The organism is Paenibacillus sp. J31R98, assembly GCF_056269245.1.
Map to the genome: position 1 here is coordinate 177,413 of NZ_JBWDNO010000002.1, position 24,762 is coordinate 202,174.

The following is a 24,762-nucleotide window of genomic DNA, read 5'->3' on the forward strand; positions in this document are numbered from 1 at the left end:
CTGGAGTTCCCCCTTTAGTACGTTTCAATTGCAGCCGAGGCAATGATGGCGTCTCTAATGATTTGCAGGCCTTCTTGAAGCTGTTCGTCTGTGATCACAAGCGGCGTCAGAAATCGGAGCACGTTGCTGTAAATACCGGCACTGAGCACGATTACACCTGATTCATAGCATGCTCTGACAAGCTTTCCTACGAAATCCTTCATAGGCTTGCCGGTTGCTGGATGCACAAATTCCAATGCACACATCGCTCCAAGCCCGCGTACCTCGGCGATAATCGGATACTGCTGCTTCAACTCGCCGAAGAAGCTGCGGATCTGCTCTCCAATCTGAACGGAGCGCTCGCATAACTGATCTCTCTCGATCATTTCAATAACCGCAAGCGCAGCAGCGCAGCCGAGCGGGCTGCCTCCGAAAGTCCCGCCGATCTCCCCCGTGCTTGGCGCATCCATAATTTCAGCACGCCCTGTTACCGCACTAATCGGCACGCCAGCTGCGAGTGACTTCGACATCGATATGAGATCCGGTTCAATTCCGAACTGCGTTGACGCAAACATCGTCCCTGTCCGGCCGAATCCGGTCTGAATTTCATCGCTAATAAACAGAATACCGTTCTTTCGGCAAATCTCAAAGATCCCTTGCACATAAGATATTGGCGGAATGATGAACCCGCCTTCGCCTTGGACAGGTTCCATAATGACTGCAGCCAGCTCCTCAGGCGCCGCTTCGGTGAGCAGAAATTGCTCGAACTGCTCCACGCAATAGCTCGAATATGCCTCTTCTGTCATACCTGCCGGCCGATATAGCGGATAAGGATACATCGCTTTATACGTAGCCGGCGCATAGGGACCCATCTGGAACTTATATGGCTTCACTTTGCTTGTGAGCGACATGCCAAGCAGCGTCCTGCCGTGAAATCCGCGGGAGAAGGATACGATCCCAGGTTTCCCTGTGTATTTCCGCGCAATCTTCACTGCATTCTCGACAGCTTCAGCTCCGCTACTCAGCAGCATCGTCTTCTTCGCGAAGCTGCCCGGCGTTATAGCTGCCAGCTTCTCCGCCAGCTTCACATAAGGCTCATACATCGCCACATGGAAGCAGCTATGAATGTACTGCTCCGCTTGCCGCTGCAGCGCTTCGACAACCTCAGGCGGACAATGTCCGGCATTAAGCGATCCGATCGCCCCGGCAAAATCAAGAAACACATTGCCGTCCACATCCGTAACGAGCGCTCCGTGCGCTTCCTGTACGAAGATTGGCGTTGTGTTCGACAGCCCCTGCGGAACATACTGCCGCCTTGCTTCCATCAGCCGCCTCGCAGCCGGTCCGGGAAAATCTGTAGAAACCGAAACAAACTGGCGTTCTTGCCCAGACTCCATCGTCTCACTCCTCTATTCATAATCTAGTCGCTAAGCAGCTCAACTTCACCTGCCTGTAGAGTAAGCAAGATTCATGCCACTGCCGCAATCGATATGACGCCTATCTGAAACGGGCCCGTGCGCCTATTTTGCTAGGACGTGTTACAATTCCGCAGGAGCCGCGATATGCTATAGAGTCGAATAACCATTTTTCACATGTGGAGGTAACATAATGGATCGTGGATTTTTCCCTGGCGGCGGTTTCGGCCGTCCATTCTTTCGCCCGTTCGTTCATCCGTTCTTCCCGAACCGTTTCTTGTTCCCGTTCTTCTTCTTCTCCCCATTCTTTCCGTTCTGGCGTGACGGGAAGTCGGAGGATATGGTATTCGCAACCCACCAAGTCCAATCCGGCGACACGTTTGCAGGCATTTGCCACAAGTACAACATGCCTCACTCCATTCTGGAAGAGGCGAATCCGCAAGTAAATCCAAGCCAAATGAAAAAAGGAGAAACGATCTACATCCCTCGCATTTCGAACATGGTTTGCCAAAAATCATACTCCGAGATGCCTGCAAACGCCGTACAGAATCCACAAGGAATGACGGCGCAGCAGTAAGTAGCGTTTCCATGATAAAACCCACTCTAGCGATAGAGTGGGTTTGTTTTTGCAGTTATTGGATTACTTCTTACGTCCGATGTATAACAAATGCGAAGCCGTCCCGAGCAAATATGGGTCTCGCGCTGAATCGTAGACGAGCTCCATGACCTCATCCACTTCCCCGCGTTCGCGCCAATACGCCCAATGCTCCTCCGTTAACCGAGCTCCAATACCATTGGACGAGATTAACTGGATCGTCTCAAAGCCTTGCAGCTCGAAGAAAGGCTTGACTTCATCAATGTTAAAGAAATACGCGCCTGTGTATCTGCCTTTATCCGCATGATTAAACACGCCGGACTGCATGAAATCTCGTATCGTCTCAACTTGATCAAGCGGCTTCCATTGCGTCGGCGCCAGCAGAGCAGCGAGAAGCTGCGTTGTGCGAGGACGAACGGCAACGAATACAAGGCCGCCTGTCTTCGTGACACGATACAATTCTCGTAAAGCTTGCACCCGATCCGCTTCATTCTGCAAATGATACAATGGGCCTAGCATAAGCGATGCATCGTAATAATTGCTCTCAAGCTGCTCCAGATTTCTCGCATCCTGTATGAGGAAATCTGCAAAATGCTCGCTTAACCCTAGCTGCCCCGCCTTCTCTCTGGCGACCTCCACCAGCCTTGGCGTCAAATCGCTGAGCGTAACTTGGTAGCCAAGCTTGGCCAGTTCCATCGCATATTTGCCCGGACCTGCTCCATTGTCTATTATGTGTCCGCTTTGCGGCAGATTCGACAGGATATAGCGAAGGTTGACTTTGAACTCGAGCGGTTCTCGGTCAAGCCTTCCCCACTCATCAAAGCCAGAATAGTAATCGATGATTTCTTCCATACAGCGAACACCTCCAGTGGTACTTTCGTCCATTCGCATGCTAATCAATAATCAGATCAACAACTTGTTTAGCATATGCAGCATAGGACTGCACGCGATCCGGACTTCGATCAATCGCCCATCTGAGGGTATCGAACGCTTTCAACAACAACAAATGTTTAAGCTCCGGCTGGTCATCTTCGCATATGCCATATCCATCTAGAAATGCTTCTAATTCTTCAGGATTCGGGGTTTCCTCCATGAATTGCGAATGCATGATTTGAATAACTTCACCATCTGGTACTATACTTACTGCTGCATTACCCCAATCTATTAATATGACTTGTCCGGTCTGCTCTACAATGGAATTCTTCAGAGAGAGATCTCCATGAGTTAAACCAAAGCGGAACTCTGCCTTCTTCAATCTCTCAAACAGCGCTCGCGCTTTCTGCGATTGTATCGGAGTAAGCACACCAAGCTCAATTAACTGATCATGCTCCGTCAAACTATTGATATTATACTGCACATAGCCGATCCAGCTGCCATCTGATCCTGGATGAGGAGGGGAATGAAATTCGCCCTGAACGGGATCAATCAAATTCTCCCCATAGCCCTTCACGTGGATGGAGTGAATGCGCTTGGCATACTCGCCAAGCTGCCTCCAAACATCGGTCGTGGGTACATTACTGTCTAAGCCGTTATCTCCTTCTACAAAGCTTTGAATCATGTATGCGGTTTCATGATTGATGCCAATAGACAACACCTCAGGTCCAGGGATGCCTACCGCGGCGGCTTGCTCGATACACCATTTCTCTCGAATATAACTTGAATAAGTATCTGTATCGTTCATACGAACAACGACTTTGCGCTTCTCTGTTTCGACTACGCAAACTTGATTGACGAATCCTCTTCCTATGATTTGGTAGGAAGTCTGGATTTCTTCACCAAGAAAATCGCCTGCGATTCGCTCTGCTAGCTTAACGACAGTTTCTTCCATGATTTAACGCTCCTTGGTCATGTATAGGACCAGATCATTATCTGCACAAACATTAGTAAATGGCATTACCACTTCATTGTGATAAGTTACACCTCTGCCATCAGGTAAGTAGCCCCTCTTTGCATATAAACGCTGAGCAGGCCCGTAATAGATATGCATACCCACCCCAATTCCGACCTTGCCGTACTTCTCAATCGCAATTCTCTCAATCTCTTCCATCAACCTATTGCCGATACCAAGTCTCTTAAACGGTTCAATGACATTAAAATCATTAACTTCAGGTATTCCCTGCTCCACAAAAGGCGGATAATGCGAAGTTGAGATCAGATGTAAGCTTCCTGCAAGCTGCTCCTTGTAAAAAGCAAGCAACGTTATTCTTGTGCCGGATTCATTCTCTTCCCAGCATCTCAAGATATAATCAATATCCCGTTCGATGCCATGATCATTAAATACATGATGTATCGTATCCATGTCATCGAGCGTCATTGGTCGAATGTGAATGTGATCTTCCATTAATGTTCCCTCCATATTCATGCTACCGAATTAAGTTATTGGCTTGCCACACTAATATTTTATTCCCATCGAGGTCGTACATCTCAAAGCTGAAGCCAAGCCAAGATTGGTCGATAAGAGGTTCGACTGAGACACCTGCTAATTGAAGTTGGGCATGCAGCGTCTTCGCGTCATCGGTATGCAAATGAATAATTGGGATAATAACTCCATTTATTGTCCACTGGATGCATTCATCCACCTTAAGCAAATTCAAATCTGGACCTGTTGGCAGTCTTAAGAAGGTGTCACCCTCTCTAATTTCACCTTCATATGAACAGCCGAGATGTTCGACGTACCATGCAGCCGCAGATTCTACATTCGTTACGGGCACACAACAGTTAATGACTTGCTTCACCTTAGCTGTTTGAACGTTCATAGGCTGCCTCCTATCCATATTTTGAATTGATAACATTTTACCGCACATATGTTCTTATGTAAACGCTTTATCGCAAGATTAAATCAAGCTTTTCCTAGTAAGTACTTCCATTTGGTCGCTTGGAATGCTTCGATTGAGATCTCCATTCTCAACATCAATAGACTCCCAATCCGAATAAACCACAAAATCGTCAGTTACTGGAATGAGCTCCGCCCAGTTATAGGAATTTAGTTCATAGGCGATTTCAAACCGAAGCTCCTGACACGTTTCCCACTGCTCTTCCCACTCTTCATCACTATATAAACTCATTAGCTTCTCTTGCTTCTCAGAGAATGCCGGATATTCGTTCTCAATCCCAATCTGATATTCCACTGGCATTTCGCCGGAGTTCCATATCGTCCATTTATCTTCGATTCCGTATTCATCGATGATCTCGTTTCTGTATGATTCAATGCCTAATTGAATCAGTCCAAGAACATTATCCTCACCTGTTCCAAGTAAGGAGATGTAGCACACCTTATCCTGATCATCTAATTTGATTCTCTTTACGGCTTTAGGTATTTCTCTTAGGAGATTTTGTTTCAATTCGATAAGCAGCTGTTGTTTATCCATCTGACACCTCTGTTATATAGATAAAAAGCATTTTTCTATACGTACAAATACCATTCATCAATCCAAGCGAAGTCGCCAAAATGTTCTCTAATGAACGCTATTACCTCGCCCATCAATGCTGCGCCTTGCGCGTAAGCGGTATATTCCTCGAGTGCCAAATCCTTGGTGAGCCCATTGCTCTTGGGTAAAGTATCCAGATATTCGTTTAATTTCTCTTGGTGTAACTGCCCGAATCTGGTCGTATACAAGTAATGGGACACCCATTTGTCATGCGGATAACTGGTGCCATCAAGCAAATAAGCGATACGGCACAGCTGCTGCAGCAGGTTAGCCCCATGAAGTGCAGCCGAGATGCTGTCGCCTCGAATGAGTGGATGACGGAGCCAATCAAGCGTTAACATCAGCTCCAAATAGCCGTCTTTGATGGCCGGTAACGGATCACTCAAGAATTCAGCTGAACCCTCAGCCATAATAGTCGCGAAGCGTTCTCCTGGGTCGTGCAGCGTAATGGCATTCTGAAATTCCCAGACTTGCGGATAATCAGATCCCTCGAAGTAGCCTCTTAGCATCTCGAAGGATTCAAAGTGATAATGGCCAGCCCAATTGTCGATTGGTAGAAAGATCCCATCTCTTCTTTTGATCAGCCCAGCATCGAAATACTGATCAACGATCTTTTGTAGAAGCGATTCATCGCAGAAGAACACAAAATCAATGTCGGAATATTGATCACTGTTTCCTCTTGCCGCACTGCCTTTAAGCACGAGTGTAATATGACTCCACTGTTGGTTCAGCACGGGATGTTCGGATAATTCGTTCATATAAACAATCGCTTGCTTGCGTAATTCCGCGCTCTTCTCGTTCATCTGATTTCCTCCTCATCAAAGTCGAATCCCAAATTTATACCTTTTCAACTTTGGAGGTGAAAATCCTTCTTTCGGGAGGGTCCTAACATTTTAACCGTACAAGCATATGATAGAGTATCCCATTCTGAGAGGGGGCACGACCCTATGGCAGGTATTAAAACCTTCACCAATACGACCCAAGCGACCTTGCAGATGATCCTTTTTGTGCGTGCGGGAGTAGAAGTTTATAACCAAGCTGATGCGGTACCCTTTACGTTAGGACCGTCGCAAACGCTGGACGTTTCCTATGGCAATGATTTCAACAGCTTCTTGAACGGTATCTCGCTGTTCACGATCTACGAAGGCAGCCTCTATAGCAAAATCCAATTCGCAACCGAACGCGGAGGAGCTATAGACAATGCCCTTAATACGAACAGCACGATTACGATTGGCTTATCGAACACGGACTATGTGTTTGAGTTCAGCAACTAATGTCATGGAAATTACACACCTATGCCCTGCTTCACGAAGAGTGAATGCAGGGTTTTCCTGTTCTATCCATTTAAAAATTTAAATGATGAATAGGGTTCTACTCTATCGTTAATATAATTCTCAATCAGAAAGTCTTTAAGTGTTAGAGGAAACTGTAAACCATCTACTCCCTCTTCTTGCTTGAGAGCCTCGACTATTGTTGGAATATCCAACCATTCGTATCCAATCTGTGCAACATCATTTTGTAAATGTTCAATCTCAGCTTCTAATTCAAAGATACAAGCAAAGATGAATTCGATTGCTTGTACTTCTTTTATCAAGAATGAATACTCGTGATTGTTAGAAATATACTCCTTGCCCGCCACCAGGTAATGTATAATAAACACCTACATTATCCAGCTTTTTCTTTATGAAGAGCAGTTTATTGTTATGTTCAATTATTGCTTTAGCTGTATTCCTCACACGATCCAAGATGTATCCTCCTCATAGACCACTTCTATCGCACTAACGGAATATTCGTCGACACCTTATCCGCAACAAGAGTGTAGAACGCTGGAAAGCTCTTATATTGCGCATTAGGCTCTTCTTCCAGAACTCTCAAGTACATGCCTTGGCTAGCAATAGCAGACACAATCTCTCCTAGAGTCCACTTCCTCAATAGCACTTTGTGCAAACTGGAGCGCTCGTTCTCAGAAATAAGAGATGTATAGGCAATATCAGCTTCTCGAAGTTCAGGATCGAAATAATCACCGTTATCTTTCAAAACGATACGATCCCCATTATCATCCAACAACTTATTAAACGGGTGGAAGTCTGTCAGAATAAATCGCCCATTCGGTTTTAGCATCCGAGCAACAATAGAAAATATCTGATTGAGGTCGGAGAAATAATGCAGAATTCCGAACTCCATCAATACAACATCAAAATTTCTTAATGCCTCTTCATTAGGAATATGGAGAACATCTGCGTTAATATAGTCCACTTCAACACCAGCTGCTTGTGCAACTTCTAGAGCATACCGCATATTCTCCTCGGAAATATCAACGATGGTTACTTCTGCGCCAAGTATGGCAAGAGGTATCGCTTTGCCCCCGGTGGAACCAAGCAGATTGATGATCCGTTGTCCTTTCGGTTCTCCTATGTAATTTATCCATCTGCGAAGTGGGTGTTTAGGATCCGCTATTAATTTATTTGCTTGTTCAGTCGGAGTACCTAGCAGAGTCAACCACGCTTCATACGCTTTGGTGTTCCATGCCCGTCGGTTTACTTCGGTTTGCTTCTCTTGCATATAAGCCACCTCTTCTTCAACATGATTATTAGGTGCAAAATTTTCCCAGAGCTTATATACACTAGCGGATTTCACTTGAAATGTAAACGTTTTATTTGAAAAAAGCGTGAAGAGGCTGCCGAACTCTTCGGCAACCTCTTCATTGTTGTATTCGTTACTTCGAGCGGAGCATCATCACCGTAAACGCGACGGCAGTTATTATGGTTCCGGCAGCTAGATAAAGGATAGATATCCCTGAAACTGCATGGTCACCGACAATTGAAGTTAACCAGGGCAGTTCCCCTCTTGACGCAGCAGGCTGGAGAACTTGATCAACAAGCGGCCCCATAGCAAAGAAGGATAACACCGAGGAAGTCATATTAATCTGAAACAAAAATGCGAATACTCTTCCTTGCAGTTCGGCGGGCACTATCGATTGGAAGTGGGAGCTTAACATTGCGTTGCCAATCGGCAGCGGTATCATCAGCAACAATAACGCGATCCCTAGCCACATCGGGTCCTTCACAATCGCGAATACGATAAACATCACTCCTGTAACGACATAACCTGCCGACATGGTCTTAATCCGGTCTCGGAAGCGTCCGATCGCCGCAACGATTAATGCCCCTGCGAATGCGCCTGCATTCATAGCTATGAGAACCATTGAAGTTCCCGGGCCGATTTGCCCAGAAGACCCGGACACGTAAGCAATAACCATTTCAAGCGTACCGTTCAGTAGGAAGTTGATTACGCCAACATACACGGCTATGCCTATCAATCGATGACGGATCATAAACGTAATTCCACCTATAATGGTGTCACGTAGTGTCTCTTTTTCCTGATCTGAGGGCAATCTATCCTTCGTCTCATCCGGCAACCGAAGAGTAAGCAGGAAGATCGTCGACACGAGAAAAGTAATGCCATCCAATATGACAATGCCTGTAATTCCGAGCGGTTCATAGAGAAGCCCTACGAGTGCAGGGGCAATGATTCCCGCTAGCGGAAAGATCATTTCTCTGATGCCATTAACCCTGTCCCGCTGGTTCTCGCTTGTCAGCATGGCAGTGACCGTTTGCAGGGCCGGGCTTTGGAACATGGTGCAGCTTCCTTGAAAGAAGACAATGACAAACAACAACGGCAGACTGAAAAAATCAAACCAAAGGCTGATAACCAACAATGCGCTGCCTAACGCCTGCCCTGTATCGCTGAGCAATAACACGATCCGTTTGGGCAGCCGGTCTACTCCTATTCCGGCAATACTTCCGGCAAGCATGGCTGGAAGTTCATTAAATAATACGATCCATAGAATCGGCGTCGTCTGATGCGTCGAATGGTAGAGCCAAATTCCTATCGACATCGAGGACATGCGAGTGCCAAGCATCGACAAGCCCTCCACGACCATCAACATATAAAGAGTGCGCAATCCGCTCTTGTTTATAGGTTTCAATGGGAACCCTCCGGATATAAGTTTATCTGTAGCATGATATCCACCTCTTCTTACCGGCCACATATAGACAGAAGCGACTCAAAGAAACCTGCCTAATAGACAAGTTTACACATGGCGTGTTCAGTCGTTCATGCTATACGAATGCACTGTGGTTAGATGAGAGTGAGGAGCAGCATGCTGCAGATTCTCCTTTATTTCCCGATTCCTATCGCCATTATTATAACGTTAAGGAATTGTCCGTGTGAATAGACCTTAGCTAATCATAAAAAACCACGTCCTCATGCGGATGTGGTTCGTTCATGTCATTCAGCCAAAATATCTTGAAACAACTGGATCGCATCCGCCTTGGTTTCTTCACCTAAATCATCGCTAATCCACACATTTCGAGCACACTCAATGAGATCCTGTATGACTCTTTCTATGCGGTAGTAGGTGAGCGCATCCTCATCAACTTCTTCGATGCCGTATCCCTGATAAAATGCCTTATCATGCGGGTGTCGTACAAAGATGAAATCACGCTCTTTGGGAGCGAGCATCACCTCGTCCCAATCAATGACGAACAGTTGCCCAGTGTGATCTCGAATCACATTGGCTGGATGTAGATCCGCGTGACAGATGACGTATGGAATTGTTCGAGATTGGAGCAGCGCTGCCAGCTTCTCCAGTGAGGATAACATCGCTTGTATCGTCAACCTATACTTCACCCATGAAGCATGGAGAGTTCGATCCCATGTACTACCGCCTTCGTAGAGTGGAAGTTGATCCTCGAAGGTTCTTATCCACCGAACATAATCCGCTGGATCGAAGGTCTCTTGTCGGAGAGACTTGAATCCTTCTGGCGGCACAATAGTTTGGTGTATCTGTTTCAAGCAGGTTCCCAGATTATTCCACTGCTCGGTAGACATCCCGTTAAAACTTGAATCCCCGTTGATAAATGGATAGACAACGACTCTCCAACCCTCTATTCGCGTCCACAACGATCCGCTCACAGTAGAGATGGGAGCAACCACGCAAGTAAGGCCATGATCGCACAGATATCGAGGAACCTGATATTGCGGCTCGTATAACGGCCTAGATGAGATTTTGAGTAAATAGGAAGTTCCTTGCTCGCTATGCACATGATACACTGCGGAGCTGTAATCAAGTCCCAGCGGGAGAAACTCAAGTGTGACGGGAGTCAGAGCATATTGTTCCTTTAGACAGAATCCTAGGAGTTCCTCTGAAATACTCGGTGAGTTTCGCATATCCCCATCTCCCCATACGTTCGATGTACTTACTTCGACTCCTTCAGCATACGATTCGCAGACTTACTGAGCTGGCCGAAAATAAACTTCGGAGCGATACGGCTCATAAGCTTCAAGGCATTACTTTGCCCTGGCCGGATTTCGAATCTATCCTTCTCCATGCCCCGAATGGCTGTGCCTACCATAGTGGACACGCTCATCGCTTTGGATCCTGCCATATCTGCTGGGTCGAATGAGTCTACCAGCGGAGTCTCTGTCAAAGGAGGCGCTAGTTCAAACACGTTTACCTTCGTATTCTTGAGCTGCACCCTTAACGACTGTGTATAAGAATGTAGTCCAGCTTTTGCAGCACAATAGACTGGCGAGATAGGCAGCGGGACGAAAGCAAGGCCTGATGAAACATTCATAATTGCAGCGGACTCTTGCTTCTTTAGATGTTCCATGAATTGTTTCACCATCCATATTGGACCGCTCAAATTCGTTTCGATCTCACGATTGAGATCCTCCAGATCAATGTCTTGGTCATGAAGATTAATTCTACGCATGAGTCCTGCATTGTTGATGAGGACGTTGATCTTAGGGAACTGCTTCACCACGGTTTCAAACAAAATAGCAATCGCTTGAGGATCCGATGCATCACTTTGTAACGTATGTACTGTCGGTAGTTTTTTCTTCGTTGCATCCAGCTTCGCCTGATCCCGACCAGTAATAATAACGGTATTGCCTAGCTTAAGCAGCTGAACCGCAAACTCGAAGCCGATGCCAGAAGTGCCTCCTGTGATAAGAACCGTGTTACCACTCATTTTCATAGGGTAGCCTGACCTTCCTTTTTATAAGTATGAAGACTATGACAAGCTTTCTCGAGATGGTGATTACGCATTTCCCGAATGAATGGCGTGACAAGCTTCGGATCCCACTGGACGCCAATCCCTTCTTCCAGAATGGAGAGCGCCTTCTCGAAGGGCATGCCATTTCGGTATGGGCGGTCTGAAGTCATGGCGTCAAAAGCATCGGCAATCGCAATTATTCTCCCTAGTAAAGGGATGTTCTCTCCGACTAGCCCATCCGGATACCCCCCGCCGTTGTAATGCTCGTGATGGGAACGTACACCTGGAAGTATATCCGCAAGAGCTTCGGCCGGCTTGATTTGCTTCAAGATGGTTTCTCCTAATACGGGATGCAGCTTGATAAGGGCGAATTCTTCATCTGTGAGGCGTCCTTCTTTTAACAAAACCGAATCCCTTACGCCGATTTTTCCGATATCATGCAACAACGCTGAACGCTTCAAGATGTCCATATCAAGTGGGGACAACCCCGCTAGACGTGCGATGATCATTGAATATTCGGCTACTCGAAGCGAGTGACCTGCAGTATATGGATCACGGGCATCTAGCGCGGCAGCCAGCGTACTGAAATAGCTTTGAAGCAATTGGTTGTTCATTCGTTCTCTTGACTTCAAGCCTTCTACCATGTGGTTGAAACCCGAAACGAGACTGGAAAATTCGTCGGAATAGATATCTGGCGCCGTTGTATTAAAGTCGCCGTTTCTAACCTCATTCTGAGATTTAAACAAATTTCGAATCGGATGTACGATATCTTGTGATAGCAGCCAAGCGCCCATGGAAGAGTAGAATATTCCTAAAAGCAGTATAAATGCTACCCCTTTCCAATACTCTTGGGAGGCTACAGATGTAATCTCGCCGAGACGTATTTGGGTTGCGAGACTCACCAGAAACAGTGGAAACGTACCTATTAGAAAAGCGCTCCATTGGAATTTTCGTTGGATAGAGATTAATACTTCCCCATCCAATGTAAGGTCTGAATGGTATTGAGAGATGTAGCTTTGCCGAAGATGAATAAGTAGCGGCCTGACGGATTGGTTCGTAAGAAAAAACTCTACCATTGCATGCATACTCGCTACAAGAGAAGCGCCGAGCAAAGCAAGACCGATGTAATAGTATGGAAATGATAGTGTTCCCCTATGAATAAAGACAGCCATACTTAAGGCCGCCGGAATATATCCGCCAAACAGATGCGGCCCCATGATTCGCCACACAGCGAGTGTAGGCAATCGATGTGCTCTAAAATAAGCTTGCTGAATTAACTCACGGGAAGGATTCGATCTCCGAAAGTATTTTTTGATTGGAAGTATATGCCGACGAAAAACGATCGACTCTGAGATGATCATACCCAATATAGATACTCCCATTACAAACAGCAGTGCTCCTATTTCACTCTTGTCCAACTCAAGCGTCATGAAGATGATAACACTGGCTACTCCGAGAACGGCGATGGCAGAACCGATCATGTAGTTACGGATAAGATGTCTGATAAACAACTGATAAACGGCCAAAATCATTCTCCCTTCGCATGACTTATTGACCATTTTATCCTATTAAAACCAAAACTACACGATATCTTTTACTAGGGGAAGGAGATTTTATTGGGTAAATCGGTACCTTTCACACGTTCATAAACGTCTCTAATGTCAGGTACATACTCTTTAGTAAGAATGACTCCATTTATCATGTTGCTAATAATAACGAGTTCATCTGTATTAAATGATGTGAGTTCCGGAATTAAGCTTTGTATTGGCCGATCAAACCCTCTTGAAAGACCATCGATTACCATTTTCATCTCTTGTTCAGAAAGTTTTTCACATTGTGCTGTAATCACTGCTATTAGATCAGACACTTGGAGAATTCTCCTTCCGAAATTAGTTCATCAATATATGATGTATTCTTCGAGTTTCACGGATTTGTTCAATATGATGCAAAGCATGTTGAATATCATGTTCGAGTGAACTTTGTTATTTTAATCGAGATACTCAAACCTATAGCAAGTTTGCTCATTTACCTGCTAATAAACGTTTGATACCTTCTATTATTTTCAACTTTTTCAATATAATTGCCATCAGTTAATTCATTAATGATCTTCGTCCAAAATTTCTGAGCTGGTTCATTACGAAGAAGATGATATAATTCCCATTCGCCTTTCAATGATTTAAACAAGTTCATTGCGACTTCTTTTCCAACACCTTGTCGCCGATATTTTCTCAGCACAAAAAAATGCGCAAGATAATTATACTTTCTTGTATTAGTTGATATTTCCCTAACGAATGCGAAGCCAGCAATGGCATTGTTCATTAGAATGAGATAGGGTTGATTTTCTTTTTGCTCTCCCCAGTAAGAATCAAAATTCGATAAGATATTGTATAATCCATTCGGATTTATATCGGCATCCGTAAATTCAGTAAAGTCGTACATGTATAATTGCAAGAGATTTTTTAATAGATCCTGTTCGCTATTTAAAGCATGACGGATTTCGATAGCCATTGATATCCCTCACTTCGTTTGGTTATATGGCAAGGTAAATGTCTTCAAATGGCAGGTATACATTCGTTTCAACTTCTTTATATACCCGGACACTCTTCACATAAAAGGAAGGAAATGGAGCAAGTGCGACTTGCGCTGCTACTTTCATTTCATCAATCTCCGTTTCATTCATCCCCCAATAAGTCTGCCCCAATGTCAGATGAGGATGATAATGATCCAGTTGAAGCAATTCTATCTTTATATCCCTCAGGAGGAACGATACCAATAAAATATTGCGACATGATACCCTCCTTTATTTACTCGTTTGATTTACCTATCAGTCGAGATGTCTAGCACAATTATAGAGTTCACACTCCCATTTTGATTGGAGAGACAGAACAGTTATTGAAGTATTTTTCAAATGTTCCTCCGTAGTTACATGTGGAATTAATCTCTTGAGAGTTAATCCAATCAATGCACCATGACTAACAATTAATACGTTCTTTCCAGGAAATGACTCCGATACTTCAGAAATAAATGACATCCCTCTCGTTATGATTGCATCCTCTTTTTCGATACCTAAATCAAGGTTCTCCCAGTCCATACCCCACTTATTTATTCTTTCATTTAATGTAGTCCCTTCAATATCACCACAAAACATTTCTCTAAGTCTCTCATCAGCTGTTGTAGTTAACCCCAAAGAAGCAGCTATAATATCTGCAGTTTCCTTAGCGCGTGAAAGGTCACTTGAAAAAATAAACTCCCATCCTTCGTCCTTTAGGCGCTTCGCTAATGCATTAGCTTGTTGCCTACCTGTTTCATTAAGTGGTATGTCACTTTGTCCCTGTGCACGCTGCTCAATGTTCCAATCAGTAATTCCATGTCTCACCAGTCCAATTTTCATTACAATCCCCCTCTTATCCTAATGTGGAAATTCGGTTGACGAAACCATTACTTCGAGGCAATTACCGCATAGATCCCAGGAATTCTGTCCTCCGTTCCTTCTGGCATGTCTTTGAATACCCATCTTTGAATTTCACCTGATTCTTCGTATAGGGCATTTACGGTTAATCCAGCGCTAACCATCGAGGTAATGACTTCGCCTAAATTCCATCGTCTTACTTTCATTTCCTCTCCACCAACCGATTGGTCGAAATAATTGCCCGAAGCAACGTATACACCATCTTGGGGTTTGAGTAATTTCCAAATGACAGGATGATAGTCTCTAAGAACGAATCTCCCACCGCTGCTTAATAACCTATTTACAATTGAAAATAACTTCTTGATATCGTACATGTAATGCAACACTCCCATCTCCATAAAAACGATATCAAATTCGCCTAATTCATCAGGTAACAGCTCCATGACATCTTGGATGATATAATCGATTTTCACATTGCAGGCTTGTGCTAATTCATATCCAAACTTCGCGTTCTCGTCTGCTATATCGACGACTTTAACTTCTCTTGCCCCCAATAGAGCAACAGAGACAGCCTTAGTACCGTTCGATCCCAACAGGTTAATTACTCTCTTGTCGCTCACTTCACCTAGGTAATCCGAGAGAACCTTTAACCTCTTTCTCGGATCGTTCATTATCCTTTGCGCTTCTTCTTCAACAGAACCAAACCGTTCGAGCCATCTCTGATATCTTTCATTATTCCAGCTCAATCGATTAACACGGCTCATTTCATTCTGCATTAGACGCCTCACTTTCAATTGGAGTAACAATTTCCTAATAATTCCACATACTTGTTGAACTCTCCTGCTCATAGTCGTGGAAAAGGCAGCCGATCGCTGACCGGCTGCCGTCGTGGATTTATTAAACTGGAGGCATTACCTACTCTCTTCCCAAAGCCCTCCGAATACTGATCTCTACCGGGGAGTAATCTTCCAAATTGTTGCGGTCATAATTCATCCGTGCTTTGAGCGGCGTCTTCTGGTTGCACATGAAACGAGGATTACCAGAATGATTCTGAGACGGAGCATGGTACAGAAACGGGTGGCACAAAATAATGTCTCCAGGAGAAGCCGTAGTCTCGGCTACTCGCAACTGGAAACCGTCCGCATCGGTATGCCACTCGTCCATGAATCGACGGATTCGGTCGGAAACTGCACCATCTTCCCCAGCGGAGTCAGACTCGCTAGTTTCAGATTGCTCGTGACCCATATTCGCACTCCGCTTCGCCGCGATTCCCGTCAACTCCGCCAGATACGGATGCTCCTCGTTAAGCATGTCGATCGCCTCCTGCGGCTCGAGTCCGCCGGGATGCTTCTCTAGGAACCGCGCCACGAGATTGTGAGAACCCTCGACGATCAGCGTGCCGCCGCCATGCGGTCCGATCTCCGAGAACATACAGAGGCACAGAATGCCCTGATCGGAACTGTCGACATAATGCCGGAAGTGGCCGCCATCCCAATGCCAGCCTTCTGTCGGCACGTCCCACGGCATATCGGCGCCGAGCGCGATATTGACCGGCCACCAGCCCCAAGTGGCCACGACCTCATCCTTCCCGAATACGCCGCGGTCGACCCAGCGGCCATGCCCGATTAGATCCTCGATGGCATCCGCCATTCGCTCCGTATTGCACGGATCGAAAGGATCGCCATTGTAAGCCTCGCGAAGATAATACATCGGTTTCTTCCACGTAGCGAAGTCATCACGATCAACGTCAAACCTGCGCAGTTGATCCCAGATGTATTGCTGGCATTGCAGCGCTTGCTCTCGTGGGAAGGCTTCTTCAACCTTTACCCAGCCTCGTTCAATGAAATGTTCGATTTGCTCTTTCGACAATACCTTGTTCTCCATAAGTCCGCCCGCTTTCCTTTCCAGATGAATGAAGAAGAGCCCGTGCCGAGTAAGCACGGGCTTCCCATTCGCAAATTATTGGTTCGCGGCTCTCCATGCATCGAGCTGCTTTTGCTGTTCGGCGATAACTTTATCGATGCCGGCTGCTTTCACTTTATCAATGTACTTCGGCAGGTAGACGTCTGGATCCAGCGTGCCGGATTGGAGACCGGAATTGAACTCCTTGCCTACGTTGCCAAGCGCCGCCACTTCCGTCTTCACATTCGTCGGATCGAAGACGAAGCCAAGCAGCGGATCTTTCGTAGCCGACTGGTTGAACACTTTGAATTTCTCCCACTTCTGTGGGTCCTCGTTCTTCCATAGGTAGTCGTTGAACTGATTGCCGAACAACCATGCTTGATTCAGGTTATATCCCGATGTTTGAGCCGTGATGCCGTCTGCGAAATCAATGACGTTGTCGCCGACTTTCTTAAAGTGCTTGCCCTCGATTCCGAATGCAATCAAGTTGACCAAGTACTTGTCGGTATAAAGGAGATTCAGAAACATCATTGCCCGCTCCGGATCCTTCGACGTTCTCGAGATCGACGTCATCGAGCCCTGCGTGTCGCCCGTGCTGATCAGCGGCTGCGTCAGCTCAACTTGCACCCATTGCTGACCCGTCTGCGTACTGACCTCTGCATCCTTACCCGGCTTCAATTGCTCAGGGAATGAGAACGCTTTGCCCGCCTTCAAGCCGCCGCTCAGATCCTGCAGAGTCGCCGCATCTTTGTTGACATAGCCTTTTTTGTACCACTTGTTAATGAGTTTGTACCCATCCTTCGCTTCCGGCGTCTCCAGTCCGTTAATGAGCTTGAAGTCAGTCGAGCCGAGCGGCAGGGTGCCTCCAGAGCTACCGCCATACGTGTCGAAGTGATTCCTGTTCCAGACATTCAACAGCGAGATGTCTTTGTTCAGGTAGAACGGTGTAACGCCTGGCTCTTTCTCGAGAATCATATCGTAGATGGGCTCCAGATCCTCCAGACTCTTAATCGAGGCAATATCGATACTGTATTTCTCCACAAGATCCTTGCGAAGCATAATGCCGTTCTGGCTGGCCATTTCCTTGTTGATCGGCATCCCGTAATTCTTGCCGCTCACCTTGGAGCCTTCGAGCAAAGCAGGCTCGATGACGGCTTTCGCATCCGGAGCAAACTTGTCGATCAGACTAGTCAAGTCGATGATGTTGCCTTGCGTGATTTTGGTCGTGAAGCCGTTCCAAGCCGCCGTATACAATAAGTCGAACGGTTCGCTGGAGGCGAATTTGAGATTCATTTTGTCATCCCAGCTGCCCCAATCGATGACTTCCAGCTCAAAGGATGCATTAATCTTATCCTTCAGGTATTTGCTGACTTCCTCGTTGACCAGCGATTGGTCCTTCTGCGCGGCTGCGCCAGGAACGAACCATTTGATCGTGTACGGCTCAAGCTTGGAGGTTTCTGTACCGCCGCTGTTCGTCGTTTCATCCTTCACGTTCCCTGTAGCAGTACTGCCTGTATTACCACTATTCGATGTCTCGTTCTTCGTATCGGCAGTGCTGGCATTGTTCGTAGTGCCGCCGTCGTTATTGCCACCGCAACCGGACAGCAGCAACGATAACGCGAACGCGGTCGTCAGTGCGGTCAGTCCGTTTCTTTTGATGCCTTTCATAGGAACCCTCCCGTTTTTTTGAAAATGAGATTGAGAAAATGGCATTCAATATGCTAACCGGCTCTGCCGGGATTAGCCTTTCACCGCGCCGACCGTCAAGCCGGCCACGAAGTAGCGCTGGAAGAACGGGTACGCAAGCACGATTGGCCCCATGCCGACAATACACATCGCCATCCGCACTGTCTCATTCGGCATCTTCGCGATCTCCTCTGCCCCGACAGTCGTGTTGCTTTGAGCATGGGACTGAAGAAATTGGAGATTCCGCATGACGCGGTACATCATGTACTGCAGGTTGACCATATTGTCGTTGTTGATGTAGACCAGGCTGTTGAACCAGTCGTTCCAGTACGCCAGTGTGTAGAACAGTCCGATCGTCGCCATGACTGGCAGCGAGAGCGGCAGCACAATACCGAAGAAGATGCGGAACTCGCCCGCTCCGTCGATCTGCGCGGATTCGAGGATGGACGGATGGATCGTTTGCTGGAAGAACGTCCGCGTTGTCAGCACGAGGAATGCGTTCATGAGCAGCCCAGGAATGATCAATGCGAACAGCGTATCTTTGATATGAAAATAATTCGTGTAGATCAGATACGTCGGCACTAGACCGCCGCCGAAGACCATCGTAAAGAAGATGAAGAAAGAGAAGAAGCCGCGGAAATCGAAATCCATGCGTGACAGTGGATACGCGTACAATGCCGTTATCATCATGCCGGATAAGCTGCCGATGACGGTTGTGGCGATGGAGATGCCATAGCCCTCAAGGATCTTGTGCAAATCGAACATCAGATAATGATAAGCGTCCGTGCTCCATACACGAGGAATGAGCGAGTAACCGTGAAGGTTGATCGCATTCTCGTCAGATAGCGATGCCGCGACGACGAGTAATACTGGAAGCAAGCAAACACAGCTGTAGACGATGAAGAATAAGGTGACGATTAGATTCGTGCTCGGTGATATGGCATTGATTCGCTTGACCGCCGGCTTGGTGACGCCCCCCTCTTGGGAATGGGCAAGGGCATTCGCAGTCGTAGTATTCATGTGCGTTTGTTGCTCCTTCCCTAGAATAGCGCGTTTTCTTTATTGATCTTGCGAACGATCAGATTGACGGTCAAGACGAGGACGAGACCGACGACCGATTGGTAAAGACCAGCCGCGGAGGACATACCGACGTCGCCAAGCGTAAGCAGTGCGCGGTACACGTACGTATCGATAACGTTCGTCGTCGGATACAAGGCGCCGGCGTCCAGCGGGACCTGATAGAATAGACCGAAGTCTGCGTTCAGGATATGACCGACGGCCATAAGCGCCAGAATGATGATGATCGGCCGGATTTGAGGCAAAGTGATGCTGATCGCCTGCCGCCATTTGGACGCGCCATCCATGAGTGCTGCTTCGTAGTATTCGTTGTCGATGCCAATGACCGCAGCCAGGTAGATCACGGTGGAGTATCCGATGTTCTTCCAGATGTAGACGATTGGCAGGATATAAGGCCAATACTTCGGTTCGCTGTACCAGGCGATGGCATCGAAGCCAAGCGGTTCGAGCACGTGCGTATTGATGAAACCGAATTCCGTGCTCAACATGGAATAACCCAGATAACCGACAACGACCGCCGACAGGAAGTACGGAAGGAACATGACGCTCTGGAAGAACCTCGCCGCGAGCCGGCTTCGCAGCTCGTTCAGCAGAATCGCGAACGTGACGGCGATGAACGGCGTTATCGTTATGAAGAGCGCGTTGTAGAGAAGTGTGTTGCGAGTAATTGTCCAGGCGTCGGAGGTACTGAAGAGAAACTTGAAGTTATCGAAGCCCACCCAGGGACTGTGGAGGATACCCTTGCTCCAATCGACGCTCTTGAAGGCAATGAGCGTGCCAAACATCGGCAAGTAGTTGTTGACTAGCAAATAGATCGTTCCCGGCAGCATCATGAGCAGCAAATAGCGGTTCTTGATCACTTTGCGGCCGAACGAATAGCGGCTTCGTTTCATTTCCATTCAGAACCTTCACCTCGCGTTCCTATCGACTTTGTATGCCTTGTTAAACCTATTGTAAAAGAGTAAGCCAGGTGTCTGATATGAAAAGAAGTGACATTGATAACGTTATTATGACAAACCCCCGCCGTTTGGCGGGGGTTGATAAGATGGTTGGGTCTGAGCCGAGTTGCTCCGTCGCCGTCGCTTGACAGTAGGCGCTCTTCGCTCACCCCACGATTCCCTGATAACGCTTGCGATACTCCTGAGGGGAAATGCCCACGGTCTTCTTGAATACCTTCCCGAAGTACGAGAAATTCTCATATCCGAGTGTCTCGCCGATGTCGCTGATTCGTTGGTGCGTCTCCGTCAGCAGGATCTTCGCTTGGTTGATCTTGGCCAAAATGATGTAATCCATCAAGGATTGGCCTGTCTCCTTCTTGAACAAGCGCGACAGGTAGGCAGAGTTCAGATACACGTGCGCGGCTAGATCCTCGCGGTTGACGTCGCGAATATGCGTCTGGACGTACTTCTTCACTTTCTCGATGTTGGCACGGTGGTCCCCTTCGTGTTGGCTGAAATAATCCATACCAGCCGTAAGAAGCCGCTCCGCCCAACTCTTCAGGCGAGCAAGCGAACGCGTGGCCGAGCTCTCACCACCGAGAAGCTTGCCCCCGACCACTTCCTTCGCCGACCATCCCTTCCGATGGGAGACGTGATACAACATATGTAACAGCAAATAATAAACGGCCTCCAACGACTCCTGCGTGACCGGCTGCATGGCGAGTTCCTTGAACGCCGCATTCAGGCGCTCCATGAGCTCCGCCTTCTTGCCGGACTCAAACAGAACCGTCCATTCCGCCCAATCAATGCCCGCAGCCTCCTGCGTCTGCCGCGAGTTGCCGCGCACGAAGCCGTAATCTCGCAGCAGCAGCACCGCTTCCGTTTCCGCTACGTTGCTCTGCTCCATTTCGAGCAAGGCATGGTATGTCCCTAGAAGGGCGCCGATGGAATCGGGCTCGCCCACGTAACAGGACAAGCGGCAATAGAAGTGAATGGAGCAAGCTTGCACGTATCCTTGGCATATGGTTGTCAGGTCCAGTAGCGTCTGTGCCTCTTCGTCTTCATAGAGCAGCACGAACAATATTCCTCCCACGTCGCGGATCACGCAGCCTCGCCCTGTGTCTAGAAACATTTCCTCGGCACTCTTCAAGAGGGCATATTCCAGAATTTCCTCGTCCCGTTTGCTGAACGCCTCACGGAATTCTTCAATGCTGAGAAGAATTGGACGAACCCTCGTTCCAGAGGTGACAGGCAAACCATAAGTTTCGATCAATTCGCCGAGCTTCTCCTCGGTCAACATGACACGCGCACCAAGTACGTCCTGCCAGAACTTCTCCCATAGCAGCGGCTTCTGCGTCTCCCATAGCTGGGCGTATTTCTCATAGCGCTCGGCGTATTGCTGCTTGTCCCGCTCCTGTCGCAGCTTCTCGCACGCTCTCGTTACAACCTCTGCGATTTGCTTATGCTTGACCGGCTTTAGCAAATAATCGAAGCTGCCAAGCTGAAGTGCCTGCTGCGCATAAGCGAAATTGGCATGTCCGGTAAAAAAAATCGTCAGCGTGTCCGGCTTATGTTCATTGACCCATTCCAGCAGCTCAAGCCCATTGCTGCTCGGCATTTCGATATCGCACACGATGATATCAATTGGCTCAGAGAGCAGCTTCTCCTTCGCGGAGCTGACACCGTACGCGCTGAACAGACCAGTCACGCCGATGGACGGCCAATCGATGCAATTCAAGATCGCTTCCACGGCATACTTCTCATCATCGACGACGAGCAAATTATACATCGCTGTTTCCCCCTTCGTTATCCAGCTCCATAGGCAACTTGATCGAAACCAATGTTCCTTCAGGCTCCCTACCGGAGAAGCGAACCTCCGCCCTGCTTCCATACATCATGCTAAGCCGGCGTCGCACATTCCAAATGCCAAGACCGCCCTTCCCTTGCTCCTCACGCTCCGCGGAACTGCTTTCACCAAGCTGCTGCAGTTTCTCCGAAGATAAGCCACGTCCATTATCAGCTATGATGATTTCGCAGACGCCTTCTCCTGTGCATTTGGCCGTTATCGAAATGACGAATGGGCGTTCTCCTTCGGGCATGCCATGTATGACAGCGTTTTCAATAAAGGGCTGAATGGTGAGCGGAGGTAGCTTCCAGCCGGCGAGGCTTGACGGCAAATCCACCTCGAACGATAGCTTATCGGGAAATCGCAGCTTCTGAATCTCCAGATAGTTGGCGATGTGATCAATCTCCTCAGACAGCGTGATGAAAGATCGGTGCGCTCGCGTAATAAAGCGGAAGTAATCCGCTAGATGCTCGGTCATCTGCTCGACCAGCTCGTTCTTTCGCAATGAAGACAGGCTATAGATAATGTTTAAAGAGTTCAGGTAGAAATGCGGATTGATCTGTGCCTGCAGATGCTTGAACTCTGCTTCCTGCTTCTTCAACATGCCTTCATAGACATTGATCTTGAGCGTGCTGATCTGCTCGACCATATTGTTAAACGTATCAATGAGAAAATCGAATTCAAACGACGATTCTTCTTTAAGCCGCACGTTCAAGTCGCCGTACATAATCCGTCTCATTCCCGACATTAATGCTCCCATCGGCTCTAGAAGCGTTCGCTTCAGGAAGATGGAATAGAACAGAATGACGACAAGTCCAAGCACTGGAATCAAGTATATGGCACCTTGAAAATAAAAGAGTTGATTCAGCAAGCTGTTCTCCGGCACGATCGCAATCATATGGACCGGCGCTTGCGTTAAGTCCGCATTGACAGCCAGATAGCTGATTCCCCCGCCTCTAGTGAATTTGCGGTAAGCTTCGCTGCTCGGCTTCTTCAGGCTCGTCTCAATCCTCTCGACATCTCCGGAAGACAGCGACGTCGCCGTCAACGGAACGCCGTCGTTCGAAACGAGCATCTCTTCCAGCCCGGAATCCGATTTGGCTACATTCAACTCATCCATCAACCGCTCCGCCTTGATTAAGGCTCCGACATATACGGCTGCGCTGTCATCGGCAACCCGCTCCAATCGGACGAGGTAGTAGGTCGATTCCGCTTGAATGATATCCCATTCATGCACTTTCCGGTGCTCGCGATCGGCCAAATAACCGTCAAGCACATGATGATACCGTTCGATCTCCCAATACGTCCGCTGGCTCGTAATCAGCCTGTTAGGCTTGTCCAGATAAACAAAGAAGGTGTCCACTTCCTTGTATGCACTCTGATCCTGATCAAATGAAGTCAGCAGCGCTTGCTTGGCGAAGAAATAGTCGCCGCTATCCTCCGGGTACGATGATAGAGTGAGTAAATTCGGATAGGATGGATTGTTCGTCGCCTGCTTCAGCAAGTAGCTGACCGTCTGAGCCAGCGTCATATCTTTCTTAGCCGCTTGCGTGGATATCAACGTGCTGTTGGACTGGGACACCTGCTCGCGAACGACGTTCATCGCGTAATAATTGTTATAAAATAAAAAGAGGATCAAGGGGACCGTTACAATGAAGAATCCGATAAAGAACTTGTAACGCAGCGTTCGCTTTTTTCGAGCCATGGCGCTCGCCTCACCTCCATCATCTATCATATTTTACAGAAAGAGTATAATCCTTCTCTCGAAATCTGGCAAAGAATCTTTAAAGCATACGTCGAATGAAGAAAGGCAGCTGATCATAATGATCGGCTGCCTCGTCTCGCTTTGTTATTTTTCAAAAACTCCATAGCAATCATTGACTTGGCGGGATCGAATAAATAACGTTACCGCTCGCATCCAAAAATTCCATTCGCGGATTGTCGTCCTCATCAATCAGCATTCTTATTCTTTGTTTGCCTTTGCTATCCATCAAACGAACGGACACTTCGCCTTTTTCGTTTTTACCCATAAATGCTCGACGTGTGCTTCCTTCCCACAATTTGGCTCTTTCCTTCTCTTTCTCTTCATCGCTTAAGTTCGATTGCCCAATTTCATTTGTTTTTTCTATTATTTGAGAAAGTGGAACTTGAGGTCGATCGCATATTGTAAACCCATACTCCATTTCACCGTTTTTGTTACTATAGTTTACAGAAACAACTTCGTCTTGTTTATACTGGTCGAACGATAAGCCCCCGAACGACTCATAATTCCCGTCTTCTTTCTTTTCACTTCCAAAAATCAAGCCGCCGCATTCGTCCCCTTCGCCGTTATAGAACATAATCCCTGACATCGGCCAATCTTGTCGATGACCCGGCAGAATGTCTTTGCCATCAAATATTGCGGGAGGTTCGAATTAGTGAGAGTAAG

28 protein-coding genes are annotated in these 24,762 nt (G+C 47.3%); 2 read left to right on the forward strand and 26 right to left on the reverse strand.

All coding sequences use genetic code 11. The features are described from left to right. Positions 1-14 precede the first annotated feature (14 nt). Entirely contained in the window at positions 15-1,376 is a 1,362-nt protein-coding gene (gabT, locus tag AC0YNX_RS09055; RefSeq protein WP_475815361.1) for a 4-aminobutyrate--2-oxoglutarate transaminase, read from the reverse strand. 211 nt (positions 1,377-1,587) lie between these two features. Here gabT and AC0YNX_RS09060 point away from each other — a divergent pair, with 211 nt between their 5' ends. Further along, complete coding sequence (locus tag AC0YNX_RS09060) at positions 1,588-1,971, forward strand: LysM peptidoglycan-binding domain-containing protein (protein WP_475815362.1); 384 nt, start codon at positions 1,588-1,590, stop codon at positions 1,969-1,971. A 63-nt stretch (positions 1,972-2,034) separates the two neighbouring features. Here the strand turns inward: AC0YNX_RS09060 and AC0YNX_RS09065 are convergent, their stop codons facing one another. From AC0YNX_RS09065 to AC0YNX_RS09090, 6 genes are all read right to left on the reverse strand, one after another. Then, complete coding sequence (locus AC0YNX_RS09065) at positions 2,035-2,841, reverse strand: class I SAM-dependent methyltransferase (protein WP_475815363.1); 807 nt, start codon at positions 2,839-2,841, stop codon at positions 2,035-2,037. Between the two features lie 40 nt (positions 2,842-2,881). Then, positions 2,882-3,817, reverse strand: a complete 936-nt coding sequence (locus AC0YNX_RS09070) for an aminoglycoside phosphotransferase family protein (RefSeq protein ID WP_475815364.1) — start codon at positions 3,815-3,817, stop codon at positions 2,882-2,884. Positions 3,818-3,820: 3 nt separating this feature from the next. Then, a complete protein-coding gene (locus tag AC0YNX_RS09075; protein ID WP_475815365.1) occupies positions 3,821-4,330 on the reverse strand; it encodes an N-acetyltransferase family protein in 510 nt (169 codons plus the stop codon). Positions 4,331-4,352: 22 nt separating this feature from the next. Further along, a complete protein-coding gene (locus AC0YNX_RS09080) occupies positions 4,353-4,745 on the reverse strand; it encodes a VOC family protein (RefSeq protein WP_475815366.1) in 393 nt (130 codons plus the stop codon). Positions 4,746-4,823: 78 nt separating this feature from the next. Then, the gene (locus AC0YNX_RS09085) at positions 4,824-5,357 is read right to left on the reverse strand and encodes a hypothetical protein (RefSeq protein ID WP_475815367.1); all 534 of its coding nucleotides are present in this window, start codon (positions 5,355-5,357) and stop codon (positions 4,824-4,826) included. A gap of 35 nt (positions 5,358-5,392) precedes the next feature. Further along, positions 5,393-6,220 carry a nucleotidyltransferase domain-containing protein gene (locus AC0YNX_RS09090; RefSeq protein WP_475815368.1) on the reverse strand — a complete coding sequence of 276 codons (828 nt, stop codon included), beginning with the start codon at positions 6,218-6,220 and terminating at the stop codon, positions 5,393-5,395. A 144-nt stretch (positions 6,221-6,364) separates the two neighbouring features. Here AC0YNX_RS09090 and AC0YNX_RS09095 point away from each other — a divergent pair, with 144 nt between their 5' ends. Beyond that, positions 6,365-6,691, forward strand: coding sequence for a hypothetical protein (locus tag AC0YNX_RS09095; RefSeq protein ID WP_475815369.1), 327 nt, complete (start codon positions 6,365-6,367; stop codon positions 6,689-6,691). A gap of 62 nt (positions 6,692-6,753) precedes the next feature. Here AC0YNX_RS09095 and AC0YNX_RS09100 read toward each other — a convergent pair whose 3' ends face one another. The 19 genes from AC0YNX_RS09100 to AC0YNX_RS09190 form a co-directional block, all read right to left on the reverse strand. Continuing rightward, positions 6,754-7,011 carry a hypothetical protein gene (locus AC0YNX_RS09100; protein ID WP_475815370.1) on the reverse strand — a complete coding sequence of 86 codons (258 nt, stop codon included), beginning with the start codon at positions 7,009-7,011 and terminating at the stop codon, positions 6,754-6,756. A 19-nt stretch (positions 7,012-7,030) separates the two neighbouring features. Then, positions 7,031-7,162 (reverse strand): hypothetical protein, encoded by a 132-nt coding sequence (locus AC0YNX_RS09105; protein ID WP_475815371.1) that lies wholly within the window; start codon positions 7,160-7,162, stop codon positions 7,031-7,033. Positions 7,163-7,187: 25 nt separating this feature from the next. Then, on the reverse strand, positions 7,188-7,979 hold the full coding sequence (locus AC0YNX_RS09110) for a class I SAM-dependent methyltransferase (RefSeq protein WP_475815372.1): 792 nt from the start codon (positions 7,977-7,979) through the stop codon (positions 7,188-7,190). Positions 7,980-8,133: 154 nt separating this feature from the next. Further along, complete coding sequence (locus AC0YNX_RS09115; protein ID WP_475815373.1) at positions 8,134-9,468, reverse strand: MFS transporter; 1,335 nt, start codon at positions 9,466-9,468, stop codon at positions 8,134-8,136. A 239-nt stretch (positions 9,469-9,707) separates the two neighbouring features. Continuing rightward, complete coding sequence (locus AC0YNX_RS09120) at positions 9,708-10,649, reverse strand: phosphotransferase enzyme family protein (protein ID WP_475815374.1); 942 nt, start codon at positions 10,647-10,649, stop codon at positions 9,708-9,710. A 29-nt stretch (positions 10,650-10,678) separates the two neighbouring features. After that, positions 10,679-11,458, reverse strand: a complete 780-nt coding sequence (locus tag AC0YNX_RS09125; protein WP_475815375.1) for an SDR family oxidoreductase — start codon at positions 11,456-11,458, stop codon at positions 10,679-10,681. Beyond that, on the reverse strand, positions 11,455-13,002 hold the full coding sequence (locus AC0YNX_RS09130; RefSeq protein ID WP_475815376.1) for an HD domain-containing phosphohydrolase: 1,548 nt from the start codon (positions 13,000-13,002) through the stop codon (positions 11,455-11,457). The genes AC0YNX_RS09125 and AC0YNX_RS09130 overlap by 4 nt, the downstream gene beginning before the upstream one ends. 71 nt (positions 13,003-13,073) lie before the next feature. Beyond that, entirely contained in the window at positions 13,074-13,343 is a 270-nt protein-coding gene (locus AC0YNX_RS09135) for a hypothetical protein (protein ID WP_475815377.1), read from the reverse strand. A gap of 158 nt (positions 13,344-13,501) precedes the next feature. Further along, positions 13,502-13,984 (reverse strand): GNAT family N-acetyltransferase, encoded by a 483-nt coding sequence (locus AC0YNX_RS09140; RefSeq protein ID WP_475815378.1) that lies wholly within the window; start codon positions 13,982-13,984, stop codon positions 13,502-13,504. Positions 13,985-14,006: 22 nt separating this feature from the next. Then, the gene (locus tag AC0YNX_RS09145; RefSeq protein WP_475815379.1) at positions 14,007-14,213 is read right to left on the reverse strand and encodes a hypothetical protein; all 207 of its coding nucleotides are present in this window, start codon (positions 14,211-14,213) and stop codon (positions 14,007-14,009) included. Positions 14,214-14,300: 87 nt separating this feature from the next. After that, a complete protein-coding gene (locus AC0YNX_RS09150; protein WP_475815380.1) occupies positions 14,301-14,867 on the reverse strand; it encodes a histidine phosphatase family protein in 567 nt (188 codons plus the stop codon). Between the two features lie 47 nt (positions 14,868-14,914). After that, on the reverse strand, positions 14,915-15,661 hold the full coding sequence (locus tag AC0YNX_RS09155; protein ID WP_475815381.1) for a class I SAM-dependent methyltransferase: 747 nt from the start codon (positions 15,659-15,661) through the stop codon (positions 14,915-14,917). A gap of 139 nt (positions 15,662-15,800) precedes the next feature. Continuing rightward, complete coding sequence (locus AC0YNX_RS09160; protein WP_475815382.1) at positions 15,801-16,826, reverse strand: phytanoyl-CoA dioxygenase family protein; 1,026 nt, start codon at positions 16,824-16,826, stop codon at positions 15,801-15,803. An 18-nt stretch (positions 16,827-16,844) separates the two neighbouring features. Then, the gene (locus AC0YNX_RS09165) at positions 16,845-18,455 is read right to left on the reverse strand and encodes an ABC transporter substrate-binding protein (protein ID WP_475815383.1); all 1,611 of its coding nucleotides are present in this window, start codon (positions 18,453-18,455) and stop codon (positions 16,845-16,847) included. Positions 18,456-18,527: 72 nt separating this feature from the next. Further along, entirely contained in the window at positions 18,528-19,493 is a 966-nt protein-coding gene (locus AC0YNX_RS09170) for a carbohydrate ABC transporter permease (RefSeq protein WP_475815384.1), read from the reverse strand. A 20-nt stretch (positions 19,494-19,513) separates the two neighbouring features. Further along, positions 19,514-20,443, reverse strand: coding sequence for an ABC transporter permease (locus AC0YNX_RS09175; protein WP_475816211.1), 930 nt, complete (start codon positions 20,441-20,443; stop codon positions 19,514-19,516). A gap of 211 nt (positions 20,444-20,654) precedes the next feature. After that, positions 20,655-22,277: a response regulator transcription factor gene (locus AC0YNX_RS09180; protein ID WP_475815385.1), complete on the reverse strand. Its 1,623-nt coding sequence runs from the start codon at positions 22,275-22,277 to the stop codon at positions 20,655-20,657. Then, complete coding sequence (locus tag AC0YNX_RS09185; protein ID WP_475815386.1) at positions 22,270-24,039, reverse strand: sensor histidine kinase; 1,770 nt, start codon at positions 24,037-24,039, stop codon at positions 22,270-22,272. Before AC0YNX_RS09185 ends, AC0YNX_RS09180 begins: the two co-directional genes overlap by 8 nt. 169 nt (positions 24,040-24,208) lie before the next feature. Next, complete coding sequence (locus AC0YNX_RS09190) at positions 24,209-24,685, reverse strand: hypothetical protein (RefSeq protein WP_475815387.1); 477 nt, start codon at positions 24,683-24,685, stop codon at positions 24,209-24,211. Positions 24,686-24,762 lie beyond the last annotated feature (77 nt).